The organism is Leifsonia sp. PS1209 (assembly GCF_012317045.1).
GTDB lineage: Bacteria > Actinomycetota > Actinomycetes > Actinomycetales > Microbacteriaceae > Leifsonia.
Genome location: NZ_CP051154.1, coordinates 2,855,882 through 2,879,040, shown reverse-complemented (window position 1 = coordinate 2,879,040; position 23,159 = coordinate 2,855,882). Strand labels below are relative to the sequence as shown.

Here is a 23,159-nt window from a genome sequence, read left to right as displayed (position 1 = left end):
CACAACTCCGCCGGTATGCTGTGGCGCATGAGCGACGGCGACTGGACCATCCACCTCGGCGAACTGGACGAGAAGATGGGCGTCCGCATCCTGGAGCAGTCGGCGGAGCGCGTGGTCGCCACGATGCCGGTGGAGGGCAACCGCCAGTCGTTCGGGCTGCTGCACGGCGGGGCCTCCGTCGCCTTCGCCGAGGCACTCGGATCCTGGGCGGCCGTCATCCACGCGGGTCCCGGACGCACCGCTGTGGGCGTCGACATCAACGCCACGCACCATCGCTCGGCCCGCAGCGGCCTGGTCACCGGCGTCGCCACGGCCATCCGGCTGGGCCGCACGGTCGCCTCCCACGAGATCGTCGTCACCGACGAGGACGGCAACCGCCTCTGCACCGCGAGGATCACCAACCTGATCCTGGACAAGCCCGAGTAGCAGGCCCGGCAGCGGCCTCAGCGCAGGTCGTGGTCCTCGAACACCAGCGACGTCTTCGTATCCCGCACGGACGGGATCGCCGGCAGCTCCTCCAGCACCACCCTGCGCAGGTCTTCGTTGTCGCGCGCCCGCACGAGCAGGATCACGTCGAAGTCGCCGCCGACCAGGGCGAAGTGCTCCACCTCCGGGATGGCGCGCAGGGTGTCCCGCAGTTCGTGCCACGACGCCTGCTCCACCCGCATCGTCACGTAGGCCGACGACGCGCGCCCGGAGAGCCGGGGGTCGACCTTCGCCGTGAACCCGGTGATCACGCCGTCTTCGATCAGCCGCGAGAGCCGGGTGTACGCGTTCGCGCGGGAGACGTGCGCCGCCTCGGCGACCGCGGTGATGGAGGCGCGGCCGTCGGCGCGGAGCGCGTCGAGGATGCGGGTGTCGATGTCGTCCATGTCTGTCAGACAGTTTGACACGCACATCGCCTATCTGCACCCATTCGTCTCGAAAACGGCGGACATCTGGCGCAGCGAATCCAGCCGAGTCATTCTGAGAGACAGCGACGTCTTTCAAAGGAGAACGGATGCACGCCGACGACCTGCTGCCGCGCGCCACCCCGGTGCGGCTGATCGATCAGGATGGTTCGTCCCACGAGGACGACCAGTACCCCACCCCGTCCACCGAGCGGATGCTCGACGGCTATCGCAAGCTGGTCATCGGCCGCCGGATCAACGACCAGGCCAACGCTCTGGTGCGCCAGGGCCGCCTGGCCGTCTATCCGTCGTCGCACGGCCAGGAGGCCTGCGAGGTCGCGGCGGCGATGGTGCTCGGCGACCAGGACTGGCTGTTCCCCACCTACCGTGACACCGTTGCGGTCATCACGCGCGGCGTCGACCCGTTCGACGCGTTCCTGCTGCTGCGCGGAGACTGGCACTCCGGCTACGACCCGCACGAGCACAACGTCGCCCCGCAGGCCACCCCGCTCGCCACCCAGCTGCTGCACGCCGTCGGCTTCGCGCACGCGGCCAGGATGCGCGGGGAGGACACCGTCGTCCTCGCCATCTGCGGGGACGGCGCGACCAGCGAGGGCGACTTCCACGAGGCTCTGAACTTCGCCGCCGTCTTCCACCTGCCCGTCGTCTTTCTCGTGCAGAACAACGGCTACGCCATCTCCGTGCCGCTCAGCAGGCAGACCGCTGCGCCGAGCATCGCGCACAAGGGCGTCGGCTACGGGATGCGCGGCCGCCAGGTCGACGGCAACGACCTCGCCGCCCTGCTCGCCGTGCTCGGCGAAGCCGTCGACGAGGCCCGGGACGGCGGAGGCCCGACGCTCGTGGAGGCGCTGACCTACCGCATCCAGTCGCACACCAACGCCGACGACGCCACCCGCTACCGCAGCGACGACGAGGTCACCCCGTGGCTCGCCCGCGATCCGCTGGTGCGGGTGCGCACCTGGCTGCGGGGGATGAATGCGCTGAGCGACGGAGACGAGGTCGAGCTGCAGGCCCACGCGGAGCGGGTCGCCAGCGACCTGCGCGCGGCGATCAACGCGGAGGCCGAACCGCATCCGGAGGACCTGTTCGCCCACGTCTACGCCACGCAGACCCCGCAGCTCACGGAGCAGGCCGCGCAGCTGGCCGACGAGCTCGCCCGCCAGCAGCAAGCAGGAAACGCAGACCAGGAGGCAGCCCGATGACGCTCATGCACGACGCCCCGGCCGACCACGGCACGGCTCCGGCCACGACAACGATGTCGATGGCCCAGGCCATCAACCGCGCGCTCGCCGACGCCCTGGACACCGATCCGGACGTCCTCGTCTTCGGCGAGGACGTCGGCGTGCTCGGCGGCGTCTTCCGCATCACCGACGGCCTCGCGGCCCGCTTCGGCGAGACCCGCTGCTTCGACACCCCTCTCGCGGAGGCCGGCATCGTCGGCAGCGCCGTCGGCATGGCCATGAACGGGATGCGGCCGGTGGTCGAGATGCAGTTCGACGCGTTCGCGTACCCGGCGTTCGAGCAGATCGTCGACCACGTCGCCAAGATGGGAAACCGCACCAAGGGGGCCGTGCGGCTGCCGATGGTGATCCGCATCCCGTACGCGGGCGGCATCGGCGGCGTCGAGCACCACTCGGACTCGTCGGAGTCGTACTACGCCCATACACCGGGGCTCACCGTGGTCTCGCCGGCCAACCCGCAGGATGCGTACGGTCTGCTCCGCGCATCCATCGCCTCGCCGGACCCCGTGGTGTTCCTCGAACCGAAGAAGCTGTACTGGTCGACGGGCGAGGTCGACGTCACGGCGCCGCTCCCGCAGCTGGGCTCCGCGCGCATCGCCAGGGAGGGCACGGACGCGACGCTCATCGCATACGGCCCGAGCGTGCCGGTCGCGCTCGCCGCAGCCGAGGCGGCGGAGGAGGAGGGCCGCAGTCTGCAGGTGGTCGACCTGCGCAGCCTGGTGCCGTTCGACGACGAGACGGTGTGCGCCGCCGTGCGGTCCTCGGGTCGCGCCGTGGTGATCGCGGAGGCGCCCGGCTTCGCCAGCATGGCCAGCGAGATCGCCGCCCGCGTCTCGGAGCGCTGCTTCCACGTGCTCGAAGCTCCCGTGCGCCGGGTGACCGGCTTCGACACCCCGTTCGCGCCGCCCAAGCTGGAGAAGTTCTACCTGCCGGGCGTCGACCGCATCCTCGACGCGGTCGACGACCTGCAGTGGGAGGACGCATGAGCGCCCAGGTCTTCCGCCTGCCCGACCTCGGAGAGGGACTCACGGAGGCCGAGCTGGTCCGCTGGCTCGTCGCCGTCGGAGACGCGGTCGCCGTCGACCAGCCGATCGCCGAGGTGGAGACGGCCAAGTCGGTCGTGGAGGTGCCGTCGCCGTTCTGGGGTGTCGTCGCCGCGCTGCACGGGGAGGAGGGGGAGGCGCTCGCCGTCGGAGCCCCGCTGATCGAGGTCACGGAGCAGCAACCGGATGCGGTCCCCGCGCCCGACCCGGAGGCCACGGGAGGATCCACGGGTGGGTCCACCGGAGGCTCCGGCAACGTCCTCGTCGGCTATGGCACCACCGAGCTGCGCCATTCCGGACACCGCAGGGTGCGCCGCACGACCATGCCGTCGTCCACGCTGACACCCGCCAGGTCCGGGCCGGTGGCGGTCATCTCGCCGGTGGTTCGCACGCTCGCGCGCACGCACGGGATCGACCTGTCCACGGTGCGGCCGACGGGCGAGGGCGGCGTGATCACCCGCCGCGACGTGGAGGCGGCGTTCGCAGCGACCTCTCCCGCGGACACCGCACCGGCCACCGCAGCGCCTGCCACCGTCGCACCCGCCACCGCGGCACCCACCGTCGACCAGCGCACGGGCCTCGCGCTCCGCGCATCCACCCCGTTCTCGCTGTTCCGCCGCACCGTCGCCGCGAACATGACCCGCAGCAGGTCCGAGATCCCCGAGGCGACCGTGTGGGTCGACGTCGACGCCACCGAGCTCTGGGACGCGCGGCGCCGGCTGCGCTTCGGCGACCGCACCCCGTCCCTCCTGTCGTTCGTCGCCCGGTTCACGCTCGCGGCGCTCGCCCGGCGTCCCGAGCTGGCCGGGCGCGTCACCGCCGACGGCGCAGGGATCGACACCTTCGACGGCGTGAACCTCGGCTTCGCCGTCGACTCGCCGCGCGGGCTGGTGGTCCCGGTGGTCCGTCGCGCCGACAGAATGACCATCCGCGAGCTCGACGGCGCGTTCGACAGGCTCACCGCCGATGCCCGCGCCGGCTCGCTCGCCCCGGCCGAGCTGACAGGCTCCACCTTCACCATCAACAACTACGGCAGCCTCGGCGTCGACGGCAGCGCGGCGATCATCAACCATCCCGAGGTCGCGATCCTCGGCATCGGCCGGATGATCGAGCGTCCGTGGGTGGTCGACGGCGCCGTCGTGCCCCGCCGCATCGCCCAGCTCTCGCTGGTCTTCGACCACCGGGTGACAGACGGCGGAGTGGCGGCCGGGCTGCTGCGCGACATCGCGGACGCGATGGAGTCCCCGCTCGCCCTGCTCGCCGACGCCCCGCCCGCCTGAGACGGCGCCCGCCTGAGCAGCCCGCCCGCCTGAGCCACCGCCCCACCCCTTCGGCCCCCGGCCGACCGGGCGTACGCTGTCGCCATGACCGACAAGAAGCCGGAAGACGACGACTACGACCTCTCCATCGAGAAGGAGGTGGCGCCGGAGGAGAACATCCCCTGGCTGCCGCACCCGACCCCCGCGGACGGCGACGCGCCCGCCCCCTGACCCCGGTTCCCTGACGTCGGCGTCGCGCAGCGACGAGCCACCTGCCTCTAGGCTTGATCGGTGAACGCTGACAGGAGACGGGCCTTCCCCGTGTGGCTGGCCATTGTCTTCGCCGTCGTCTGCGGAGCGGGTGTCGCCCTCCAGTCGCGCGTCAACGGCGAGCTGGGCGCGCGCATCGGCGACGGCTTCACCGCCGCTGTCATCTCGTTCGGCTCCGGCCTGCTCATCCTGCTCGTCGCGCTCGCCGTCGCTCCTGCCGGGCGACGGGGCCTCGGCAGAGTGCTGCGCGCCCTGCGCGGCCGGGAGCTGCGCTGGTGGTACGTCTGCGGAGGAGCGGCCGGCGCGTTCCTCGTGCTGTCGCAGGGGCTCACCGCCGCCGTGCTCGGCGTCGCCCTGTTCACCGTCTCGATCGTCGCGGGGCAGACAGTGAGCGGGCTCGTCCTCGACAGGATCGGGATCGGCGCAGGCGGCAAGCGTGCACTCACGCCCGCACGCGTGGTCGGGGCCGCGCTCGCCCTCGTCGCCGTCACCTGGGCGGTCTCGTCCCAGTTCGGCAGCGGCGTCCCGGTCTGGATGATGGCGCTCCCGCTGATCGCCGGACTCGGCATCGGCTGGCAGCAGGCCGTGAACGGGCAGGTCCGCGTGGTCGCGGAGAGCGCCCTGACGGCCACGTTCATCAACTTCGTCGTCGGCACGACGGTCCTGGTCGTGCTGATGGTCGTCCACGCGTCCATCGTCGGCTGGCCGACCGCGCTGCCGACGGAGCCCTGGCTCTACGTCGGCGGCGCGATCGGCTGCATCTTCATCGCGGGGGCCGCGCTGCTCGTCCGGGTGCTCGGCGTGCTGGTGCTCGGTCTCGCCACCGTGGCCGGCCAGCTGCTGACCGCGCTCCTGCTCGACCTGCTGGCGCCGAGCGCCGCGCATCCCGTGGCGCTGTCGACGGTGGGCGGCACCGTGCTGGCGCTCGTCGCGGTGGCCGTGGCGAGCATCCGGTGGGGGAGCCCGGCCGGGCGCGGGGACGCTACGAAAGCGTCGTGAGGTAGCGCTCGGGGTCGACAGCCTTGCGGTGGCTCTCCTTGGAACCGTCCGGGATGCCACCCACGTAGAGCCAGCCGAGCAGTCGCTCGTTCTTCTTCAGGCCGTGCATCGCGTGGACGGCCTTCGACCTGGTGTGGTGACCGGTGCGCCAGATCACGCCCCAGCCCGCATCGTGCAGCAGCAGGCTCAGGATGTGCGCGACGCCGGATGCCACGGCGTCCTGTTCCCAGCCCGGCACCTTGTCGCTTGTGCTGCGCACGGCGACGATCGCCAGCAGCAGCGAGGCGCGGTGGGTCTTCGCGACGAGCTTCTCCGCGTCTTTGCCCGAGACGCGTGCGTCCTTCGCGAACGCGGCGCCGAGGCGGTCGCGGGCCTCCCCGCGCAGCTCGATCACGCGCCACGGGTGCAGGGCGCTGTGGTCGGCGACCCGGCCGGCAGCCGCCACCAGGGGGAGCAGCTCCTCGTGGGTCGGCGCCGCCTCCGTCACCCGTGAGTACGAGCGACGAGAGGCGACGGCGTCGACCAGGTCTGTCACGCCTGCTCGCCCTCGGTGAAGTTGAGGGACAGCGAGTTCATGCAGTACCGGTCGCCGGTCGGGGTGCCGAAGCCGTCGTCGAAGACGTGCCCGAGGTGCGAGCCGCAGGTGGCGCAGCGGACCTCGGTGCGCACCATCCCGAGGCTGTTGTCCTCGAGCAGCTGCACGGCGTCCGGGCGAACGGACTCGTAGAAGCTGGGCCAGCCGCATCCGGAGTCGAACTTGGTGCCCGACTTGAACAGCTCGGCTCCGCAGGCGGCACAGGTGTAGAGGCCGGCGCGGCTCTCGTCGAGCAGTTCGCCCGTCCACGGCCGCTCTGTTCCCGCCTCACGCAGCACGGCGTACTGCTCCGGGCTGAGCTCCTTGCGCCACTCGTCTTCGCTCTTGGCGACGTCGTACTCCATGCGTGTTCCTTTCGTCGTTTCTCCACACTAAACGGAGGAGAGGGCACCGCTGTTCCCTGTTTCGTCCCGAGAACCGCCGCGCGCCGAAAGGCCAACACACAGAAACCCGCAAATAGGATGAACCGCGAACGCAGGAGCGGCGGCACGACCGACAGGCATGAAGGGATCATGGTGGCGAACGCGGCAGACGACCGGGCATCCATTCAGCGCCCAGACGGCCTGAGCGAGCGGGACGTCGCGATCCTCGCGTTCGAGCGGCAGTGGTGGCGGCATGCCGGCGCCAAGGAACAGGCCATCCGTGAGGAGTTCGGCCTGTCGGCGGCGCGGTACTATCAGCTGCTCGGTGCGCTGATCGACCAGCCAGCCGCTCTGCAGCACGACCCCATGCTCGTCAAGCGCCTGCTCAGACTGCGCGAGGCGAGAATGGCCGCCAGAAGCTCCCGGACGCTCGCGTCCGACGACTGAGGACCACCGACACGATGGCAGAGAAGTACCCCAAAGACCGTTTCGACGCGATTCCGGACGACCTGAACCGCGTCGGCGCGCACCGCGCGCCCCGCGCGAAAGGGCGCGGCTGGATCGGCTTCGGCTGGGCGGCGCTCGCCACCATCGTGCTGATCGGCGCTGGAGTCTTCGGGCTCTCGCTCATCAACGGCAGCATCTCCTTCCACGGCACGCCGGGCACCAGCTCGGCCTCCAAGACGCCGACGCCGTCTCCGACGCCGACCATCGTGCCGACGATCGACCCTGCGCTCACGGTCAACGTGCTCAACGGCACCACGACTCCGGATCTCGCTGCCGCAGCCGGGACCAAGCTCACCGCGGCCGGCATCAAGGTGGGCGCGCTCGCCAACGCGGACAAGACCGACCTGACGCAGACCGTCGTCTACTACTCCGACCCGAAGAACGCAGGGGCGGCGCTCGGCGTCGCCCAGGCGCTGCCGGGAGCCACCACCGCCGAGACCCAGGACTACGCGGACACCGGCGCCGATATCACAGTCGTGCTGGGAAGCAACTTCACCGGCTGACGATTTCGGTCCGTCCCGTATTGTTTCGGGCGTGTTTAACTTCTGACGGTTTCCGGTCATTTCCCGTCTTTTTGCCGAAATAGCTGGTGTTTACGTGCATTGAAAGCATTAGTATCTGGATTCAACGCGCCGGTGATGGGCCGTCGCTACGAAACACAGCAATAGGAGTTATGCATGGCGAACGGAACCGTGAAGTGGTTCAACGCTGAAAAGGGCTACGGATTCATCACCGTCGACGACGGGGGACAGGACGTGTTCGTCCACTACTCCGCCATTGACATGAACGGCTACAAGGTCCTCGAAGAGGGTCAGCAGGTCGTGTTCGAAGTCGGCAGCGGACAGAAGGGCCCGCAGGCTGAGTCGGTGCGTCCGGCGTAGCACGCAGCAACCAACCTGGCGGAGCGTCGTCCCTGAAGGGGCGGCGCTCTCCTGTTTAACTCCTCTCTCCGTGTCTGCTGTCGGCGGACTCACCTTGCACTCGGCTGCCCCGAGTGCCAGAATCGCTTTAGCACTCCATCTGATCGAGTGCTAACCGTTCGCATCTTTCGCAGACGTCCGGGAGGGACGAGAAACAACCATGGCAAAGATCATTGCTTTCGACGAGGACGCCCGCCGCGGCCTTGAGCGCGGCCTCAACATCCTGGCCGACACCGTCAAGGTGACGCTGGGCCCGCGTGGCCGCAACGTCGTTCTCGAGAAGAAGTGGGGCGCCCCCACGATCACCAACGACGGCGTTTCCATCGCGAAGGAGATCGAGCTCGACGACCCGTTCGAGAAGATCGGCGCGGAGCTCGTCAAGGAGGTCGCCAAGAAGACCGACGACGTCGCCGGTGACGGAACCACCACCGCGACCGTTCTCGCTCAGGCGCTCGTCAAGGAAGGCCTCCGCAACGTGGCCGCCGGCGCAGACCCCATCACCCTGAAGCGTGGCATCGAGAAGGCCGTCAAGGCCGTCACCGAGGAGCTCATCGCGAGCGCCAAGGAGGTCGAGACCAAGGAGGAGATCGCTGCAACCGCATCCATCTCCGCCGGAGACACCACCATCGGCGACATCATCGCCGAGGCGATCGACAAGGTCGGCAAGGAGGGCGTCGTCACCGTCGAGGAGTCGAACACCTTCGGCACCGAGCTCGAGCTGACCGAGGGCATGCGCTTCGACAAGGGCTACCTGTCGCAGTACTTCGTCACCGACCAGGACCGCCAGGAGGCGGTGTTCGAAGACCCGTACATCCTCATCGCCAACCAGAAGATCTCCAACATCAAGGATCTGCTGCCGATCGTCGACAAGGTGATCCAGGCCAACAAGCAGCTCCTGATCATCGCGGAGGACGTCGACGGCGAGGCCCTGGCCACGCTGATCGTCAACAAGATCCGCGGCATCTTCAAGTCGGTCGCCGTCAAGGCTCCCGGCTTCGGCGACCGCCGCAAGGCGCAGCTGCAGGACATCGCCATCCTCACCGGTGGCCAGGTCATCTCCGAGGAGGTCGGCCTCAAGCTCGAGAACGTCACCCTCGACCTGCTCGGTCAGGCACGCAAGGTCGTCATCACCAAGGATGAGACCACCATCGTCGAGGGCGCGGGCGACCCCGAGGCCATCGCGGGACGCGTCGCTCAGATCCGCAACGAGATCGACAACACCGACAGCGACTACGACCGTGAGAAGCTGCAGGAGCGCCTGGCGAAGCTCGCCGGCGGTGTCGCGGTCATCAAGGCCGGAGCCGCGACCGAGGTCGAGCTCAAGGAGCGCAAGCACCGCATCGAGGACGCCGTCCGCAACGCGAAGGCAGCCGTCGAAGAGGGCATCGTCGCCGGTGGTGGCGTCGCCCTCATCCAGGCGGGCAAGACCGCTTTCGAGAAGCTCGAGCTCACGGGTGACGAGGCCACCGGCGCGAACATCGTCAAGGTCGCCATCGAGGCTCCGCTCAAGCAGATCGCCATCAACGCAGGCCTCGAGGCCGGCGTCGTGGTCGAGAAGGTCCGCAACCTCCCGGTCGGACACGGCCTCAACGCCGCGACCGGCGAGTACGTCGACATGCTGGCCACCGGCATCAACGACCCGGTGAAGGTCACCCGCTCGGCCCTGCAGAACGCAGCGTCGATCGCCGGCCTGTTCCTCACCACCGAGGCCGTCGTCGCCGACAAGCCGGAGAAGAACCCGGCCCCGGCCGGCGACCCCACCGGCGGCATGGACTTCTAAGTCCTACCCGGCACCACGAAGAGGGCGTCTCCCGCACGGGAGGCGCCCTCTTTCGTCGTATCCGTCGTGCCCGTCGTGCCCGGCGCATCCATCGGCGAGATGCCACGAACTGTCGCGAAACGCCCGGGATGCGCAGCAGTTACTGGTATCTCGCGGGCCGCGGCGCCGCCGCGGGCGGCGGCTCAGGCGGCCGGGGTGGGGGCCGCGGTCTCCGCGAGGGGGAGGGAGACGCGGAAGGTGGCGCCGCCGCCTTCGGTTTCGACGACCTCGACGGTGCCGCGGTGGGCGGCGACGATCGAGGAGACGATGGCGAGGCCGAGGCCGCTGCCGCCGGTCTCGCGGGCGCGGGACGTGTCAGCACGCCAGAAGCGCTGGAAGATCTTCTCGCGGATCTGCGGCGGGATGCCGTCGCCGTGGTCGCGCACCTCCAGGATCGCGCGGCCGGTGAGGTGGTTCACCTGCACCATGATCTCGATCGGGGTGCCCTCCGCGGTGTAGCGGAGCGCGTTGCCCATCAGGTTGGTGACCACCTGGCGCAGCTTGTTCTCCTCCGCGAGCACGATGGCGGGCTCGGCGGGGACGGGCTGGTGCAGCACCACCTTCTCCGCGGTGGTGACCGGCATCGGCTCGGTGCTGCCCGGGCGGCGGGAGCGGCCACGGCGCAGGCGCGCGAGCGTCGCACCCGCGAACGCGATCGGTCCCGTGGCGTTGCTGACGCGCGCCGCCTGGTCCTGGATGGGCATTGGGACCGTGTCGACGCCCGGTTCCTCCGGGCCGAACTCGGGGGCGGCGATCGGGTCGGGGGTGATGACGGTGACGACACGGCCGGGGGCGCCGGCCATCGCATCCATTGCCGCGTCCTGGGCGATGCGCACCAGGTCGACGGGATGCAGGTCGAGCGGCTTGGTCTCGTCGAGGCGGGCGAGTTCGAGCAGGTCTTCCACGAGGCCGCCCATCCGGATGGCCTCCTTCTCGATCCTGTCCATCGCCTGCGCCACGTCCTCCGGGGTCTGCAGGGCGCCCATCCGGTACAGCTCGGCGTATCCGCGCACGGAGACGAGCGGGGTGCGCAGCTCGTGGCTGGCGTCCCCGACGAAGCGGCGCATCTGCTCGATGGTCCTCGCGCGGTCGTTGAACGCGCGGTCGATGCGGTTCAGCATCGTGTTGAGGGAGCGGTTGAGGCGGCCGACCTCGGTGTTGGGGGTGGCGCCGCCGAGGCGCTGGCTGAAGTCGCCGTCCGCGATGGCCGCCGCCGTCTGCTCCACCTCCCGCAGCGGGGAGAACGTCGTGGTCACGAGCATCCGGGTGAGGCCGGCGCCGACGATGATGACGATCACGCCGAAGCCGAGGAAGATCGCGAGGAAGCTCGCCATCACGGTGTCGATCTGCGAGGTGGTCGTCGCGACGATGGCCGTGCCGAGCGCGCCGGGCGGGTTGGTCAGCGTGACCGTCGTGGCCAGCGCGCGGTATGCGGTGTGGCCGTCATTGCTGAGCAGCGGGTAGCCGCCGGAGGGGAGGAGCTTGCTCTCCGGCACCGTCAGCGACTTGGGGACGGCGGGCCGGTGGGCCTCCGGGATGTTGGACCAGTTGGTCCTCACCAGGTTGCCGTCGGCGTCGTACAGCGCGGCGAAGTAGTCGGACGGGCTGGCGTCCGTCGCGATCTTCTCGCTGTCGGCCGACGTGCCGTAGAGGTAGGTGTTGAGGTAGCTGCCGCCCGACGCAGCGGACAGCTGCGCATCCAGCTGGTCGAGCAGCACGGGCTTCAGCATCGACATGGTGCCGATGCCCGTCACGAGCAGGCCGAGGGTCAGCATCAGCACGGTCACGCCGGTGATCTTGGTGCGCAGGGAGATCGCGTTCCATCGATCGAGTAAGCGTGTGTGCATGAGGCCGCCAGTTTACGCAGCCGAAGCTGTGCCAGGCATGTGGAGGAGCCTGGTCAGACCTTTGCGGCCTTCAGCATGTAGCCGAACCCGCGCTTGGTCTGGATGAGCGGCTCGCTGGAGTGCGCATCCACCTTGCGGCGCAGGTAGGAGATGTAGGACTCGACGATGCCGGCGTCGCCGTTGAAGTCGTACTCCCAGACGTGGTCGAGGATCTGCGCCTTCGACAGCACGCGGTTGGGGTTGAGCATGAGGTAGCGCAGCAGCTTGAACTCGGTGGGGCTGAGCTCGATGGCCGTGTCGCCGACGAACACCTCGTGGGTGTCTTGGTCCATCGTCAGCTCGCCGGCGCGGATGACCGCGTCTTCGTCCGCCTGCATCGTGCGGCGCAGGATGGCCTTGATGCGGGCGACGATCTCGTCGAGGCTGAACGGCTTGGTGACGTAGTCGTCGCCGCCGACGGTGAGGCCGGTGATCTTGTCTTCCGTGTCGTCCTTGGCCGTCAGGAACAGGATGGGCGCGGTGTACCCGGCGCCGCGGAGGCGCTTAGTGACGCCGAAGCCGTTCATGTCGGGGAGCATCACGTCGAGGATGATGAGGTCTGGTTCCTCTTCGAGGACCGCGGAGATGGCCTGCGCGCCGTTGCCGACCGCACGCACGGCGAACCCTGCGAAGCGGAGGCTGGTGGTGAGCAGGTCGCGGATGTTGGGCTCGTCGTCGACGATCAGGATGCGAGGTCCGGCGTTCATGGCTCCTAGTATCTGCGCGTTGGCTGAATCCTGCCTGTGAGCGCTCGGTGTGGGATTGGTGTGAGGGTCTGGCGGGTGCCGAGGGAACAGTGGATGCTGGGAGCAGCCGTCGCGAGGAGGATCCCCATGTCGAAGCCCACCGTCGTCATCGCCGGAGCAGGACTGGCAGGAGCCACCGTCGCCACCGAGTTGCGCGAGCGCGGATTCGACGGCCGCATCCTGCTGTTCGGCGCGGAGGAGCACCACCCGTACATCCGGCCGCCGCTGTCGAAGGAGTACCTGAAGGGCGAGGCGGAACGCTCGGAGGGGGACGTGCATCCGGAGGGGTGGTACGCGGAGAACGACGTCGAGTTCCTGCCGGAGACCACCGCGAACTCGTTCGATGCGGCTGCGCACGAGCTGTTCCTCGACGGAGGGGCGAGGATCACGTTCGACAGCCTGGTGATCGCGACCGGTGCGAGCCCGCGGAGGCTGAGCGTGCCCGGGGCAGGGCACGGGGCGGTGTTCACGCTGCGGACGGTCGAGGACAGCGAGTGGCTGCGCTCCGCGCTCGAGGTGGGAGGCCGCCGCGTGGTGATCGTCGGCTCCGGCTGGATCGGCCTCGAGGTCGCCGCGGCGGCGCGCGGGTACGGGAACGACGTGACCGTAGTCGGCAGCTCCGCCGTGCCGCTCAGCTCCGCGATCGGCCCCGAGCTCGGCCGCGTGTTCGAGCGGCTGCACACCGACAACGGCGTCTCGTTCCGCAACGCGGCATCGGTGGTCGCGATCGACGGAGCGGACGACGGACCCCGCGAGGTGGTCACCGGCACCGGGGCGCGCATCCCGGCCGACCTGGTGGTCGTCGGCGTCGGCGCGGTGCCCAACACCGCCATCGCCGAGCGGTCCGGCCTCTCGGTCGACAACGGCATCCCGGTCGACCAGAGGATGCGCACGGCGGCGGAGGACGTCTTCGCGGCCGGAGACGTGGCCAACCCGTTCCTCCCCGTCATCGGCCGGCACCTCCGGAACGAGCACTGGGCGAACGCCATCGCCGGCGGCACCGTCGCGGCGCGCAGCGTGCTCGGCGAGACGGCGAGCTACGACGACATCCCGTACTTCTACTCCGACCAATACGATCTGGGGATGGAGTATTCGGGATACGGCCCGCTGGCCGCCGACGCCAGGGTCGTCTACCGCGGAGACGTCGACCGGCGCGAGTTCGTGGCGTTCTGGCTGCGCAACGACCGCGTGGTGGCCGGGATGAACGTCAACGTCTGGGATGTGAACGACCAGGTGCAGCGCCTGATCCGCTCCGGCGAGCGCGTCGACGTCGCACGCCTCACCGACGAGAGCGTGGACCTTGCCACGCTCTGAGATGTATCTGCCCCCGCTCCGCATCCCCGTCCGCACCATCGGCGCCCGCACCTTCGACTTCTCCCGTCGCGTCGCAGTGATGGCCGTCGTCAACCGCACCCCGGACTCGTTCTTCGACCGGGGGAGGACCTTCGCCCTCGACAAGGCCGTGCAGGCCAGCTTCCGCGCTGTCGAGCTCGGCGCGGACTGGGTGGACATCGGCGGCGTCCCGTTCGCCCCCGGCGACCCCATCCCGGTGGAGGCGGAGGCCGACAGGGTGGTGCCGGTGGTGGCCGAGCTGCGGGCGGGGTCGGACGTGGTCATCTCCGTGGACACCTTCCACGCCGAGGTGGCCCGCCGCGCCATCGCAGCGGGCGCGACCGTCGTGAACGACACGACCGGCCTCAGCGACCCGCGCCTGGTGTCCGTGGTCGCCGACAGCGACGCCACGCTCGTCATCACCCACAGTCTCGCCGCGCCGCGCACGTTCTACCCGCGGCCGCACTACGACGACATCGCCGCCGAGGTCGCCGCCTTCCTGCTCGGCAGGGTGGAGGTCGCGCTCGCCGCGGGCATCCCGGAGGAGCGGATCATCGTCGACCCTGGGCACGACCTCAACAAGAACACGCTGCACTCGCTGGAGCTCACCAGGAGGCTCAGCGAGATCGCCGATCTCGGATATCCGACCCTCGCCGCCGTCTCCAACAAGGACTTCATCGGGGAGACCCTGGATGCGCCGCGCGAGGCCCGCCTGGAGGGCTCCCTCGCCGCCGCGGTCGTCTCCATCGTCAACGGGGCCAGGATCATCCGGATGCACGACGTGGGCGCCTCCGTCGCCGCTGCGCGCATGACGGAGGCCATCCTCGGGCTGCGCGAGCCCGCATACCTGACGCACAACATGGGAGACGTGAATGAGTGACGCAGCCATCGCCAAGGTCTATCCGCTGCCCGCGGCGGAAGGACTCGGAGACGACGACCTCGCCGCCCTCTACAGCGATGGTGTCGGCGACGAGCCGTGGCTGCGCGTCAACTTCGTCAGCAGCGTGGACGGCGCCGCGACGCACCAAGGCCTGTCCGGCGGGCTCTCCGACGAGGCGGACAAGCGCGTTTTCGGTATCCTGCGCCGACTCTGTGACGTGGTGGTCGTCGGAGCGGGCACCGTGCGGGCGGAGGGATACGCGGCGATGCGGGTGGGCGCGGTCTCCGAGCGCTGGCGCGTTGCGCACGGGCTGAGCGCGCATCCGGTCTTCGCCATCGTCTCGGCGAGCCTCGACCTCGACCCGGCCAGCCCGATCTTCCAGGATGCGCCGGTGCGCCCCATCGTGCTCACCACCGAGATCGCCAGGCACGACACCCGCGAAGCGCTGTCGGAGGTGGCGGACGTAGTGGTCTGCGGCCGCCAGCGCGTCGAGGTGGATGCGCTGGTGCGGGTGCTCGCGGAGCGCGGCCTCGGCCGCATCCACTGCGAGGGCGGCCCGCACCTGTTCGGCGACCTGATCGCGTCCGGCGAGCTGGACGAGCTGTGCCTCACGATCAGCCCGCGGCTGGAGGCAGGAGTGGCGACGCGCATCGCCTCCGGGGCGTCGCCGATCGTCCCGGTCGGGCTGAAGCTCGCCCACACGCTCGTCTCCGGCGACACGCTCCTGCTGCGCTATGTCAGGCGCTGAGCCGCCAGGCGCTGAGCAGCCCGCCGCTGAGCAGCCCGCCGCTGAGCCGCCTGTCGTGGACGCCGCCCTCGCGCGGCGGCTGATCGACAGCCAGTTTCCCGCGTGGGCCGCCCTGCCCATCCGGCCGGTGGAGCTGGACGGCTGGGACAACCGCACCTTCCGGCTGGGGGACGCGCTGAGCATCCGGTTGCCGAGCGGCCCGTGGTATGCAGAGCAGGTGGCCAAGGAGCAGCAGTGGCTCCCGCGCCTCGCGCCCCTGCTGCCGCTGCCCATCCCGGTGCCGGTCGCTGCGGGCGACCCGGACTTCGGCTACCCGTACCCGTGGTCGGTCTACCGCTGGCTCGACGGACGCCCGGCGGCGCTCGACGGCATCGGCCACCCGGTGGCATTCGCGGAGGCGGTCGGGTCGTTCCTGGTGGCGCTGCGGTCGTGCCCGACCGACGGGGCACCGCGCCCGGGACGCCACAACTTCTTCCGCGGCGACTCTCCGTCGGTCTACGGCGACGAGACGCGGGCGGCCATCGCAGCGCTCGCCGCCGCGGGCGATCCGATCGACGTGGCGGCAGCCACCCGCGTCTGGGCCGAGGCGGCGGACGCGACCTGGCACGGCGACCCGGTGTGGTTCCACGGCGACATCGCGCTCGGCAACCTGCTGATGCACGACGGCGCGCTGGCAGCGGTGATCGACTTCGGCACCTCGGGTGTCGGTGACCCGGCGTGCGACCTGGCGCTGGCGTGGACGACGCTGGATGGCGAGGCGAGGGATGCGTATCGCCGCGTGCTCGGCGTGGACGACGCGATGTGGGCGCGCGGGAAAGGGTGGGCGCTGTGGAAGGCGCTGATCATGCTGCGCGACGACCCGCGGGATGTTGGGGCACGGAAGACGGTGGGTCGGGTGCTGGGGGAGTAGGCGCGGCAAAATTAACTCTGACATGTTACGTTCTGGGTGTTAGTTCTAGAAGCTGAGTTCGGGTGTCCCGGACGCTATGCCGAAAGGGAACTACATGCATACGAGGCCTGACGTCTTAGGTCTGGCGATTCGCTCATTGATTGGACTCTGCGCGGTGGTCCTCGCATGTGGAGTGAGCGTTTCCGCGGCCTCCGCCGAAGTGCGCGGAGAGGCGGACGGGTCGGTCGTGTCCGAGGCAGCCGACGCTGCGCCTGATCAACCGGTGGAGAGCGTCGACTCGTCGCCTCAGATCCCGCAGTATCCTGTCTACCTTCCCGGCCCGGAATACATGGTCAACAACCTGCACATCGTATCGTTCGGACCGGGAACCGCAGACATCAGTTGGGATCGGCCTTCGTTCGAAGACCCGAGGATCACATTTAATCCGCACCTGATAACGGTGAACGGCGAGTACGTCGAGACGTGTCCGCCCGAGTTCTTTGATTCCTGCTGGTGGAGTTCGCGCACGCCTTACACCCTTGAAGACCTCCGTCCGGGCCAGAGTTACACGGTCACGGTCACGGCCGGATTCAGCCGCGGTCCTGACGGAGGGATGACATTTGCCTACGGCGATCCCGCTGAGCTGACGTTTCTGATGCCCGATATTGCTCCGCCGACAGAGGAGCGCATCGTTGAGGAGCCGTCGGAGTCCTCGGAGCCATTGGAGGCGAACCCTCCGTCGGACGACGCTCAGGTCGATCTCGCTGGCGTGCAGAGCAAGCCAGCGGGGGCCAAACGGGCGGAACTCGCCGCGACTGGCTCGAGCACATCGCAATTGATGTGGGTAGCGCTCGGGTGCGTGATCCTCGGGGGAGCGGCGCTGTGGTTCCGACGATTTGTCGGCGTCGCTCGAGGGACTCACGCGTGACACGGACGACACGCGATAGAGGACGCGCGATATGCGCGATCGCCACGTGCGTTGGTGTCGTTGTACTAGCGACTATCGCGATGCCTGCCTCTGCGTATGCCGACGCCGATGAAGCGGCTGCTCCATACGATTCTCGCGAGGGTGAGCACCTGATCGATCTTGACCTCCTCGAACCGCACGGGCGAGGCGATGCCGCGACGCCCCTGTTCGCGTCGGTTCCGGTGCTGCTCGGTGGCACCACTGCCGGTAAGTATCCGGACAGGACGGGTGCCACCTTCGATGGATCCGGATACACCGTCGTCGATATCGACGGCGCCTTCGACGCTTCCACTCAGTCAATCGCGGGGGCCGTTGTGTCCGAGGCGTGTTTCGGACTGCCCAACCACTCGAAGGGCAACCTGTGCGATACCTCGAATACGGTCGCCCGCGCGCTCCCCGAGAATCCGGCCGCGCGGTATTTCTTTTCGAATGCGCCAGGTTCTTCTCGGCCGTCGAATTCTCCGGGCAACACGTGCATCGACCACACGGGCTCGACGTTCTGTCACTATTTCCACGGCGCCATTACCGCGTCCACTGCGGTCGGGAGGCCGCTCGCGAAGAATGGCTATCATTTCACGGGAGCTGCGCCGGGCGCCAAACTGATCGCTCTCAAAGTCGGCGGAGGGTCCGGCTCCCTCACTGCTACAGGGCCAACAGCCGGTTCAGATGTCGGCTGGCCGGGCCAATCCATCGTGGACGCGCTGAATTACGTCAACAACACCCTTGCCGGGCGCAGCGACCTCGGGCGCATCGCCGTCGTCACGATCTCCGCCCACGGTGCCGCGCTTCCTGACAATCAAGTGTGTCCGACATCCCCCTCGTCAGACGGCGTGAGGATCAATGATGCGGCCAAGGCGCTGAAGTCCAAGGGAATCGCCGTGGTGATGGCGGCAGGGAACGATACGATTTCCGGTCGCGGCACCTTCAACTGCGGAGACAGCATCATCCGCGTCGGCGCATCCAGGGTCACCGCCCCGACCCAGCCGACGAGCTACTCGAACATCTCACCGTCCACCCAGCTCTACGCCCCGTCGGGAGGGGGCCTCAGCGACAAGGAGTGCACGGCCAATCGTGGTGACTGCCTCTTGGTTGGAGCGCGCGGCAACAGCGCCGCGGCCGCGTGGGGAACCTCCTACTCCGCACCGCAGGTCGCCGGCGCCTTCGCTGTCCTCCGCCAGAAGTACGGAACGACCCACAGCGTCGACCAGCTCGTCGCGCGTCTGAAATCCACCGGGACGCCACTTTCCGGCGGCCGTGCCGGTGCGGCCACGGTAGGTGCGGCCGTCATCAACATCGCCGCCGCGCTCAAACCCAAAGTCACGCGCATCGCCGGTGCCGACCGCTACGAGCAGGCCGCCGCGATCTCCAAAGCGGGCTTCACGTCGACCGCACCCACCGTCTACATCGCGTCTGGCGAGAACTTCCCGGACGCTCTCGCCGCGGGAGCTGCCGCAGCGAAGAAGGGCGGCCCGCTGCTGCTGACCACAGGTGGGGGCCTCCCCGCTGCGACGACGACCGAGCTCAAGCGCTTGAAACCGTCGACCATCGTGGTTGCCGGTGGTCCGAACGCCGTCTCGGATGCGGTCGTCACAACGCTCAAGTCGTACGCAGGATCGGTCAAACGGATCTCCGGGGCCGACCGCTACGAGACGTCACGGAAGATCGCGGCTGACGCCTTCCCATCCGCGAGCCGGGTCTACTTCGCCAGCGGCGACGCGTTTCCGGATGCGATCAGCGCGGGAGGAGCAGCCGGTGCCCAGGGGGCGCCGATCATCCTGCTCCCGGCGGGATGGTTGAGTCTCGACTCGGCCACTGCAGCGTCTGTCACGAAACTGGCACCGACATCCGCTCGCGTCGTCGGGGGTACAGCCGCCCTGCCGGACTCATTCCTCGCAGCGGTCAAGGCGAAAGTTCCATCGACGACCAGAGTGGCGGGCGCCGAGCGGTGGACGACCTCGGCGAACGTCAACCTGGATGCGTTCGCGACCGCATCCACAGCCTTCCTGGTCAGCGGTCTGAACTTCCCCGACGGGCTCTCCGCTGCGCCGGTTGCGGCGAAGGGGAAGGCGCCGGTGTTCCTGTCCGAATCGACGTGCATCCCGAAGCCGGTGCTTGCCGCGATCAGCCGTATGGGGGTGACGACGGTGACTCTCGCGGGCGGGACGACCGTGCTCGGTGGCGGGATATCAGCGCTCGCGGCCTGCCCCTAGGATTCGCTTACGCCGCTAGCGCGTGCGCATCCAGGATGGTGTATGAGTACCCCTGCTCCGCCAGGAATCGCTGCCGGTTCTGTGCGAAGTCCTGGTCGACCGTGTCGCGTGACACCAGCGTGTAGAAGTTGGCGGACAGGCCGGACTCCTTCGGCCGCAGCAGTCGCCCGAGGCGCTGCGCCTCCTCCTGGCGGGAGCCGTAGGAACCGGACACCTGGATGGCGACCGTCGCCTCGGGCAGGTCGACCGAGAAGTTGGCGACCTTGCTCACCACCAGCACCTCCGTCGTGCCCTCGCGAAACTCCTGGTAGAGCCGTTCGCGCTCGTCCACCGGGGTCGCGCCCGTGAGCGACGGAGCATCCAGGGCCTCCGCCAGTTCGTCGATCTGGTCGAGGTACTGGCCGATGACCAGGATGCGCTCTCCCTTGTGGCGCTCGACCAGCTGGCGCACCACATCCAGTTTGGCGGGGGCCGTGGCCGCGAGGCGGTAGCGCTCGTCGTCGGCAGCAGCGGCGTAGCTGAGGCGGTCGGAGGCGGGCAGGTCGATGCGCACCTCGTAGCAGGCGGCGGGGGAGATGAAGCCCTGGGCCTCGATCTCCTTCCACGGGGCGTCGAAGCGCTTCGGGCCGATGAGGCTGAACACGTCGCCCTCCCTGCCGTCCTCGCGCACCAGCGTGGCCGTGAGGCCGAGGCGGCGGCGGGCCTGCAGCTCGGCGGTCAGCTTGAACACCGGGGCGGGCAGCAGGTGCACCTCGTCGTAGACCACGAGGCCCCAGTCCATCGCGTCGAGCAGCGCGAGGTGCGCGTACTCGCCTTTCCGCTTGGCCGTGAGGATCTGGTAGGTGGCGATGGTGACCGGCTTGACCTCCTTCACCTGGCCCGAGTATTCGCCGATCTCCTCGGCGGTCAGCGTGGTGCGCTTGAGCAGTTCGTCGCGCCACTGGCGGGCGGACACGGTGTTGGTGACCAGGATGAGCGTCGTGGTCTTCGCGGTCGCCATCGCGCCGGCGCCGACCAGCGTCTTGCCCGCGCCGCAGGGCAGCACGACCACGCCGGACCCGCCGTCGAAGAAGTTGTCGACCGCCTTGTGCTGGTAGTCGCGCAGCTTCCAGCCGTCCTCCAGCAGGTCGATCGGATGCGGGGTGCCCGGCGTGTATCCCGCGAGGTCCTCTGCCGGCCAGCCGAGCTTCACCAGCTCCTGCTTGAGCTGGCCGCGCGCCCACGCCTCGACCACGAAGGTGTCCGCATCCCGTCGTTCGAGCAGCAGCGGGGCGATCCGCTTCGCCCCGGCCACCTCCGTGAGCACCGGCAGGTCGGTGGAGCGCAGCAGCAGCACGCCGTCGTCGTCGCGCTCGATCACGAGCCTGCCGTAGCGTGCGACGGTCTCCGCCATGTCGACGGACACGGTCTGCGGGATGGGGAACTTCGAGTACCGCTCCAGCGTGCCGAGCATGTCCTCTGCCGTGTGCCCGGCCGCGCGGGCGTTCCACAGCCCGAGGCGGGTGATCCGGTACGTGTGGATGTGCTCGGGTGCGCGTTCCAGCTCAGCGAACACGGCGAGGTCGTGCCGTGCGTCTTCGGCCGATGGATGCGCGACCTCCAGCAGGACGGTGCGGTCGCTCTGGACGATCAGGGGGCCATCTGACATAACCGCTGAGTCTACGCCCGCTTTCCTTGCGCCCTTCCCAGCTGGGTCAGTCTGCGGGGCGGAGGCCGGTGACGCTGGAGAGGGGGAGCGTGCGCTCGATGTCCGCGGCGCGGTCGCGGCCGCGGAGGCGCCCGCCGCCCACGCCGGTCGGCTCCAGCAGGTAGTCCACCACGCGGCCGTCGGGCATCGTCACCTCGACCACCACCAGTTGCCTGCCCCGGATGGCCAGGTCGAGCTGCCGGGTCAGCCACTGCTCTCCCGTACTCTCGTCGGCGGTGTCGTCCGCCTCGCGCAGGCGGGCGACGAGTGCCGCCTCCTGGTCGGCGCGCTCGACGGCCCGGGGATGCGCGACCCTCTGCCGGCGCAGCGCCTCCACGTTCCCGTCCGCGTCCTCCGCGGCCACCGGATACCGGGCGTCGCTGATCGCCCAGAACACCACATCCCGGGCGAACCGGCTCTCCAGCCTGTCCTCCGCCGCCCGGACGAGCCCGAGCGCGCTGAGCGACTGGTCGACCTGGATGGTGGTCAGCAGCGTCGCATCGGACGAGACCACCGCCGACCGCATCCGCCCGTCGTCGCCGAGGGAGCGCACGCGCACGCGGCCGTACCGTTCGGCCGCATCCCGCACCAGGTAGTCGAGCGGCTGGGGCACCCCGGTCAGCGAGATCTCGGCGAGGAACGCGTGGATGCTCTCTGCCGTCTCACCCGCGGTGATCGCGCGGTCGATGGTGGCGGCCGACACCCGGAACGTGGATGCGAGCGCCCTGCTCTCGACGTCGGCCATGCCGCGCAGCCGTCCGTCGATGGCCGGTTCGAGCGGGCCGGGGGCGACGATGGTGAGGTCGTGCTGCAGGTAGACCTTGTCCACTTCGGCGGGGAACAGCTCGCGCACAGTGTCGGCCGCGGCATCCGGGCCGTCCTCGACCAGGGCGCAACCGGCGCTGCTCGGCGCCTGGTGCGCTGTCACGCCGAGCCACTCCGCGTCGCGCGTGTACGCCGCGACCCGCTCCTCGGCCAGCTCGCGGCCGGCGGGGTACAGCCAGGCGACGTACTCGCGCAGGCTCTCGCCCCAGGCCGCCCTGCTGCGTCCGGAGAGGATGCGGCGCAGGTCGTCGGGCAGGGCATCCTGCCACGCGGCGGCGAGGGCGCGCCAGCGGTCGGCGGTGGGGGAGTGCTGCCAGTCGGTCGCGGCCTCCGTCGGCAGCCAGACGGCGTCCTCCAGCGCGACGAGGCCGGCGCGGGATGCGACGGAGAACACGGTGGGGACCACGGACACGTCCACGGCCAGGGCCCCGGCGATGCGCTTGCTCGCCGGCAGGGCGAGGCCGCCCTTCTGCAGCTCGCGCGCGCCCTCGCGGAAGAGTTCGGCGATCAGCTCGGAGACGGCGGTGACGGCGTCGAAGGCGCGCTCGGCGGCCAGCCGGTCCGTGAACCGGCGCTCGGTGTCCGGGACGGCGGCCAGCGCGGGCGGCGCCGGCTCGGCGAGGAGCGCATCCGGTGACGGCAGGCCGAGGCCGGGCCAGGCGGCCAGCTGCGCCGTGACGGCCTCGTACGCCGAGAACGCGCCGGAGTCCGGATGGGCGAGGATGAGGCCGGAGACGGCGTCCAGCGCCTCCTGGGCGGCATCGACGTCGATGCCGGGGGTGGCGGCTGCGCCGGAGAGCGCTGCAGCGACCTGGGACGCATCCATCGGGGTGGATGCGCGACCGAGCGTCACCAGGACGGCCAGCCTCGTGCGGTCGAGCCCGGACAGCGCGCGCTGCACGGAGTCCCGGTCGAGGAGGGCGTCTGCGAGGTCGAAGAAGTCGGAGACGCCCGCGCGGCGGATGGTCCGCTCGCGCAGGACGCGGACGATGGACTCGTCCGGCATCGCCCGCAGGCGAGCTGCCAGGGCGAGCGTGTTCGTCATGGGCGCTGGTCCAGCCCT

The 23,159-nt window shown here is 69.6% G+C and carries 23 protein-coding genes; 16 read left to right on the top strand and 7 right to left on the bottom strand.

The window, feature by feature from the left end; all coding sequences use genetic code 11:
* The first annotated feature begins 27 nt into the window (after nucleotides 1-27).
* Nucleotides 28-426: a hotdog fold thioesterase gene (locus HF024_RS13675; protein WP_168689907.1), complete on the top strand. Its 399-nt coding sequence runs from the start codon at nucleotides 28-30 to the stop codon at nucleotides 424-426.
* A gap of 17 nt (nucleotides 427-443) precedes the next feature.
* Here HF024_RS13675 and HF024_RS13670 read toward each other — a convergent pair whose 3' ends face one another.
* Nucleotides 444-872 carry an Lrp/AsnC family transcriptional regulator gene (locus HF024_RS13670; protein WP_085371283.1) on the bottom strand — a complete coding sequence of 143 codons (429 nt, stop codon included), beginning with the start codon at nucleotides 870-872 and terminating at the stop codon, nucleotides 444-446.
* 128 nt (nucleotides 873-1,000) lie between these two features.
* Between HF024_RS13670 and pdhA the strand changes: the two genes are divergently transcribed.
* The 5 genes from pdhA (at nucleotide 1,001) to HF024_RS13650 (ending at nucleotide 5,723) form a co-directional block, all read left to right on the top strand.
* Nucleotides 1,001-2,113 (top strand): pyruvate dehydrogenase (acetyl-transferring) E1 component subunit alpha, encoded by a 1,113-nt coding sequence (gene pdhA, locus HF024_RS13665; protein ID WP_168689906.1) that lies wholly within the window; start codon nucleotides 1,001-1,003, stop codon nucleotides 2,111-2,113.
* A complete protein-coding gene (locus HF024_RS13660; protein WP_168689905.1) occupies nucleotides 2,110-3,138 on the top strand; it encodes an alpha-ketoacid dehydrogenase subunit beta in 1,029 nt (342 codons plus the stop codon). Before pdhA ends, HF024_RS13660 begins: the two co-directional genes overlap by 4 nt.
* Complete coding sequence (locus tag HF024_RS13655) at nucleotides 3,135-4,475, top strand: dihydrolipoamide acetyltransferase family protein (RefSeq protein ID WP_168689904.1); 1,341 nt, start codon at nucleotides 3,135-3,137, stop codon at nucleotides 4,473-4,475. The genes HF024_RS13660 and HF024_RS13655 overlap by 4 nt, the downstream gene beginning before the upstream one ends.
* A gap of 84 nt (nucleotides 4,476-4,559) precedes the next feature.
* Nucleotides 4,560-4,685: a hypothetical protein gene (locus HF024_RS19990; RefSeq protein ID WP_281727766.1), complete on the top strand. Its 126-nt coding sequence runs from the start codon at nucleotides 4,560-4,562 to the stop codon at nucleotides 4,683-4,685.
* Between the two features lie 60 nt (nucleotides 4,686-4,745).
* The gene (locus HF024_RS13650; protein WP_168689903.1) at nucleotides 4,746-5,723 is read left to right on the top strand and encodes a DMT family transporter; all 978 of its coding nucleotides are present in this window, start codon (nucleotides 4,746-4,748) and stop codon (nucleotides 5,721-5,723) included.
* On the opposite strand, the gene HF024_RS13645 is transcribed toward HF024_RS13650, so the two are convergent.
* Together HF024_RS13645 and msrB are read right to left on the bottom strand one after the other, a co-directional pair.
* Entirely contained in the window at nucleotides 5,707-6,258 is a 552-nt protein-coding gene (locus tag HF024_RS13645) for a nitroreductase family protein (protein WP_168689902.1), read from the bottom strand. The two genes, HF024_RS13650 and HF024_RS13645, sit on opposite strands and share 17 nt — an antisense overlap.
* Nucleotides 6,255-6,662 (bottom strand): peptide-methionine (R)-S-oxide reductase MsrB, encoded by a 408-nt coding sequence (gene msrB / locus HF024_RS13640; protein ID WP_168689901.1) that lies wholly within the window; start codon nucleotides 6,660-6,662, stop codon nucleotides 6,255-6,257. The genes HF024_RS13645 and msrB overlap by 4 nt, the downstream gene beginning before the upstream one ends.
* A gap of 168 nt (nucleotides 6,663-6,830) precedes the next feature.
* Here msrB and HF024_RS13635 point away from each other — a divergent pair, with 168 nt between their 5' ends.
* The 4 genes from HF024_RS13635 (at nucleotide 6,831) to groL (ending at nucleotide 9,887) form a co-directional block, all read left to right on the top strand.
* Nucleotides 6,831-7,127 carry a DUF3263 domain-containing protein gene (locus HF024_RS13635; RefSeq protein ID WP_143466008.1) on the top strand — a complete coding sequence of 99 codons (297 nt, stop codon included), beginning with the start codon at nucleotides 6,831-6,833 and terminating at the stop codon, nucleotides 7,125-7,127.
* A 14-nt stretch (nucleotides 7,128-7,141) separates the two neighbouring features.
* Entirely contained in the window at nucleotides 7,142-7,690 is a 549-nt protein-coding gene (locus HF024_RS13630; RefSeq protein ID WP_168689900.1) for a LytR C-terminal domain-containing protein, read from the top strand.
* Between the two features lie 174 nt (nucleotides 7,691-7,864).
* Entirely contained in the window at nucleotides 7,865-8,068 is a 204-nt protein-coding gene (locus HF024_RS13625) for a cold-shock protein (protein ID WP_055895205.1), read from the top strand.
* A 199-nt stretch (nucleotides 8,069-8,267) separates the two neighbouring features.
* Nucleotides 8,268-9,887, top strand: coding sequence for a chaperonin GroEL (gene groL, locus HF024_RS13620; protein WP_168689899.1), 1,620 nt, complete (start codon nucleotides 8,268-8,270; stop codon nucleotides 9,885-9,887).
* A 182-nt stretch (nucleotides 9,888-10,069) separates the two neighbouring features.
* Here groL and HF024_RS13615 read toward each other — a convergent pair whose 3' ends face one another.
* Complete coding sequence (locus HF024_RS13615; RefSeq protein ID WP_085370742.1) at nucleotides 10,070-11,773, bottom strand: HAMP domain-containing sensor histidine kinase; 1,704 nt, start codon at nucleotides 11,771-11,773, stop codon at nucleotides 10,070-10,072.
* Between the two features lie 53 nt (nucleotides 11,774-11,826).
* A complete protein-coding gene (locus tag HF024_RS13610; protein WP_055895214.1) occupies nucleotides 11,827-12,519 on the bottom strand; it encodes a response regulator transcription factor in 693 nt (230 codons plus the stop codon).
* Between the two features lie 126 nt (nucleotides 12,520-12,645).
* On the opposite strand from HF024_RS13610, the gene HF024_RS13605 reads away from it, so the two are divergent.
* The 6 genes from HF024_RS13605 to HF024_RS13580 all read left to right on the top strand — a co-directional run bounded on the left by HF024_RS13605 (nucleotide 12,646) and on the right by HF024_RS13580 (nucleotide 19,584).
* Nucleotides 12,646-13,872 carry an FAD-dependent oxidoreductase gene (locus HF024_RS13605; protein ID WP_168689898.1) on the top strand — a complete coding sequence of 409 codons (1,227 nt, stop codon included), beginning with the start codon at nucleotides 12,646-12,648 and terminating at the stop codon, nucleotides 13,870-13,872.
* 1 nt (nucleotide 13,873) lies between these two features.
* Nucleotides 13,874-14,770, top strand: coding sequence for a dihydropteroate synthase (folP, locus tag HF024_RS13600; RefSeq protein ID WP_168689897.1), 897 nt, complete (start codon nucleotides 13,874-13,876; stop codon nucleotides 14,768-14,770).
* Nucleotides 14,763-15,518 carry a pyrimidine reductase family protein gene (locus HF024_RS13595; RefSeq protein ID WP_085370739.1) on the top strand — a complete coding sequence of 252 codons (756 nt, stop codon included), beginning with the start codon at nucleotides 14,763-14,765 and terminating at the stop codon, nucleotides 15,516-15,518. Before folP ends, HF024_RS13595 begins: the two co-directional genes overlap by 8 nt.
* Nucleotides 15,505-16,428 carry an aminoglycoside phosphotransferase family protein gene (locus HF024_RS13590; protein WP_168689896.1) on the top strand — a complete coding sequence of 308 codons (924 nt, stop codon included), beginning with the start codon at nucleotides 15,505-15,507 and terminating at the stop codon, nucleotides 16,426-16,428. Before HF024_RS13595 ends, HF024_RS13590 begins: the two co-directional genes overlap by 14 nt.
* Before the next feature lie 226 nt (nucleotides 16,429-16,654).
* On the top strand, nucleotides 16,655-17,335 hold the full coding sequence (locus tag HF024_RS13585; protein ID WP_168689895.1) for a fibronectin type III domain-containing protein: 681 nt from the start codon (nucleotides 16,655-16,657) through the stop codon (nucleotides 17,333-17,335).
* A gap of 80 nt (nucleotides 17,336-17,415) precedes the next feature.
* Nucleotides 17,416-19,584: a cell wall-binding repeat-containing protein gene (locus HF024_RS13580; RefSeq protein ID WP_168689894.1), complete on the top strand. Its 2,169-nt coding sequence runs from the start codon at nucleotides 17,416-17,418 to the stop codon at nucleotides 19,582-19,584.
* A 7-nt stretch (nucleotides 19,585-19,591) separates the two neighbouring features.
* Here HF024_RS13580 and HF024_RS13575 read toward each other — a convergent pair whose 3' ends face one another.
* Both HF024_RS13575 and HF024_RS19985 read right to left on the bottom strand, forming a co-directional pair.
* Nucleotides 19,592-21,232 carry a DNA repair helicase XPB gene (locus HF024_RS13575; protein ID WP_085370737.1) on the bottom strand — a complete coding sequence of 547 codons (1,641 nt, stop codon included), beginning with the start codon at nucleotides 21,230-21,232 and terminating at the stop codon, nucleotides 19,592-19,594.
* Between the two features lie 46 nt (nucleotides 21,233-21,278).
* Nucleotides 21,279-23,141 carry a helicase-associated domain-containing protein gene (locus tag HF024_RS19985; RefSeq protein WP_168689893.1) on the bottom strand — a complete coding sequence of 621 codons (1,863 nt, stop codon included), beginning with the start codon at nucleotides 23,139-23,141 and terminating at the stop codon, nucleotides 21,279-21,281.
* Nucleotides 23,142-23,159 lie beyond the last annotated feature (18 nt).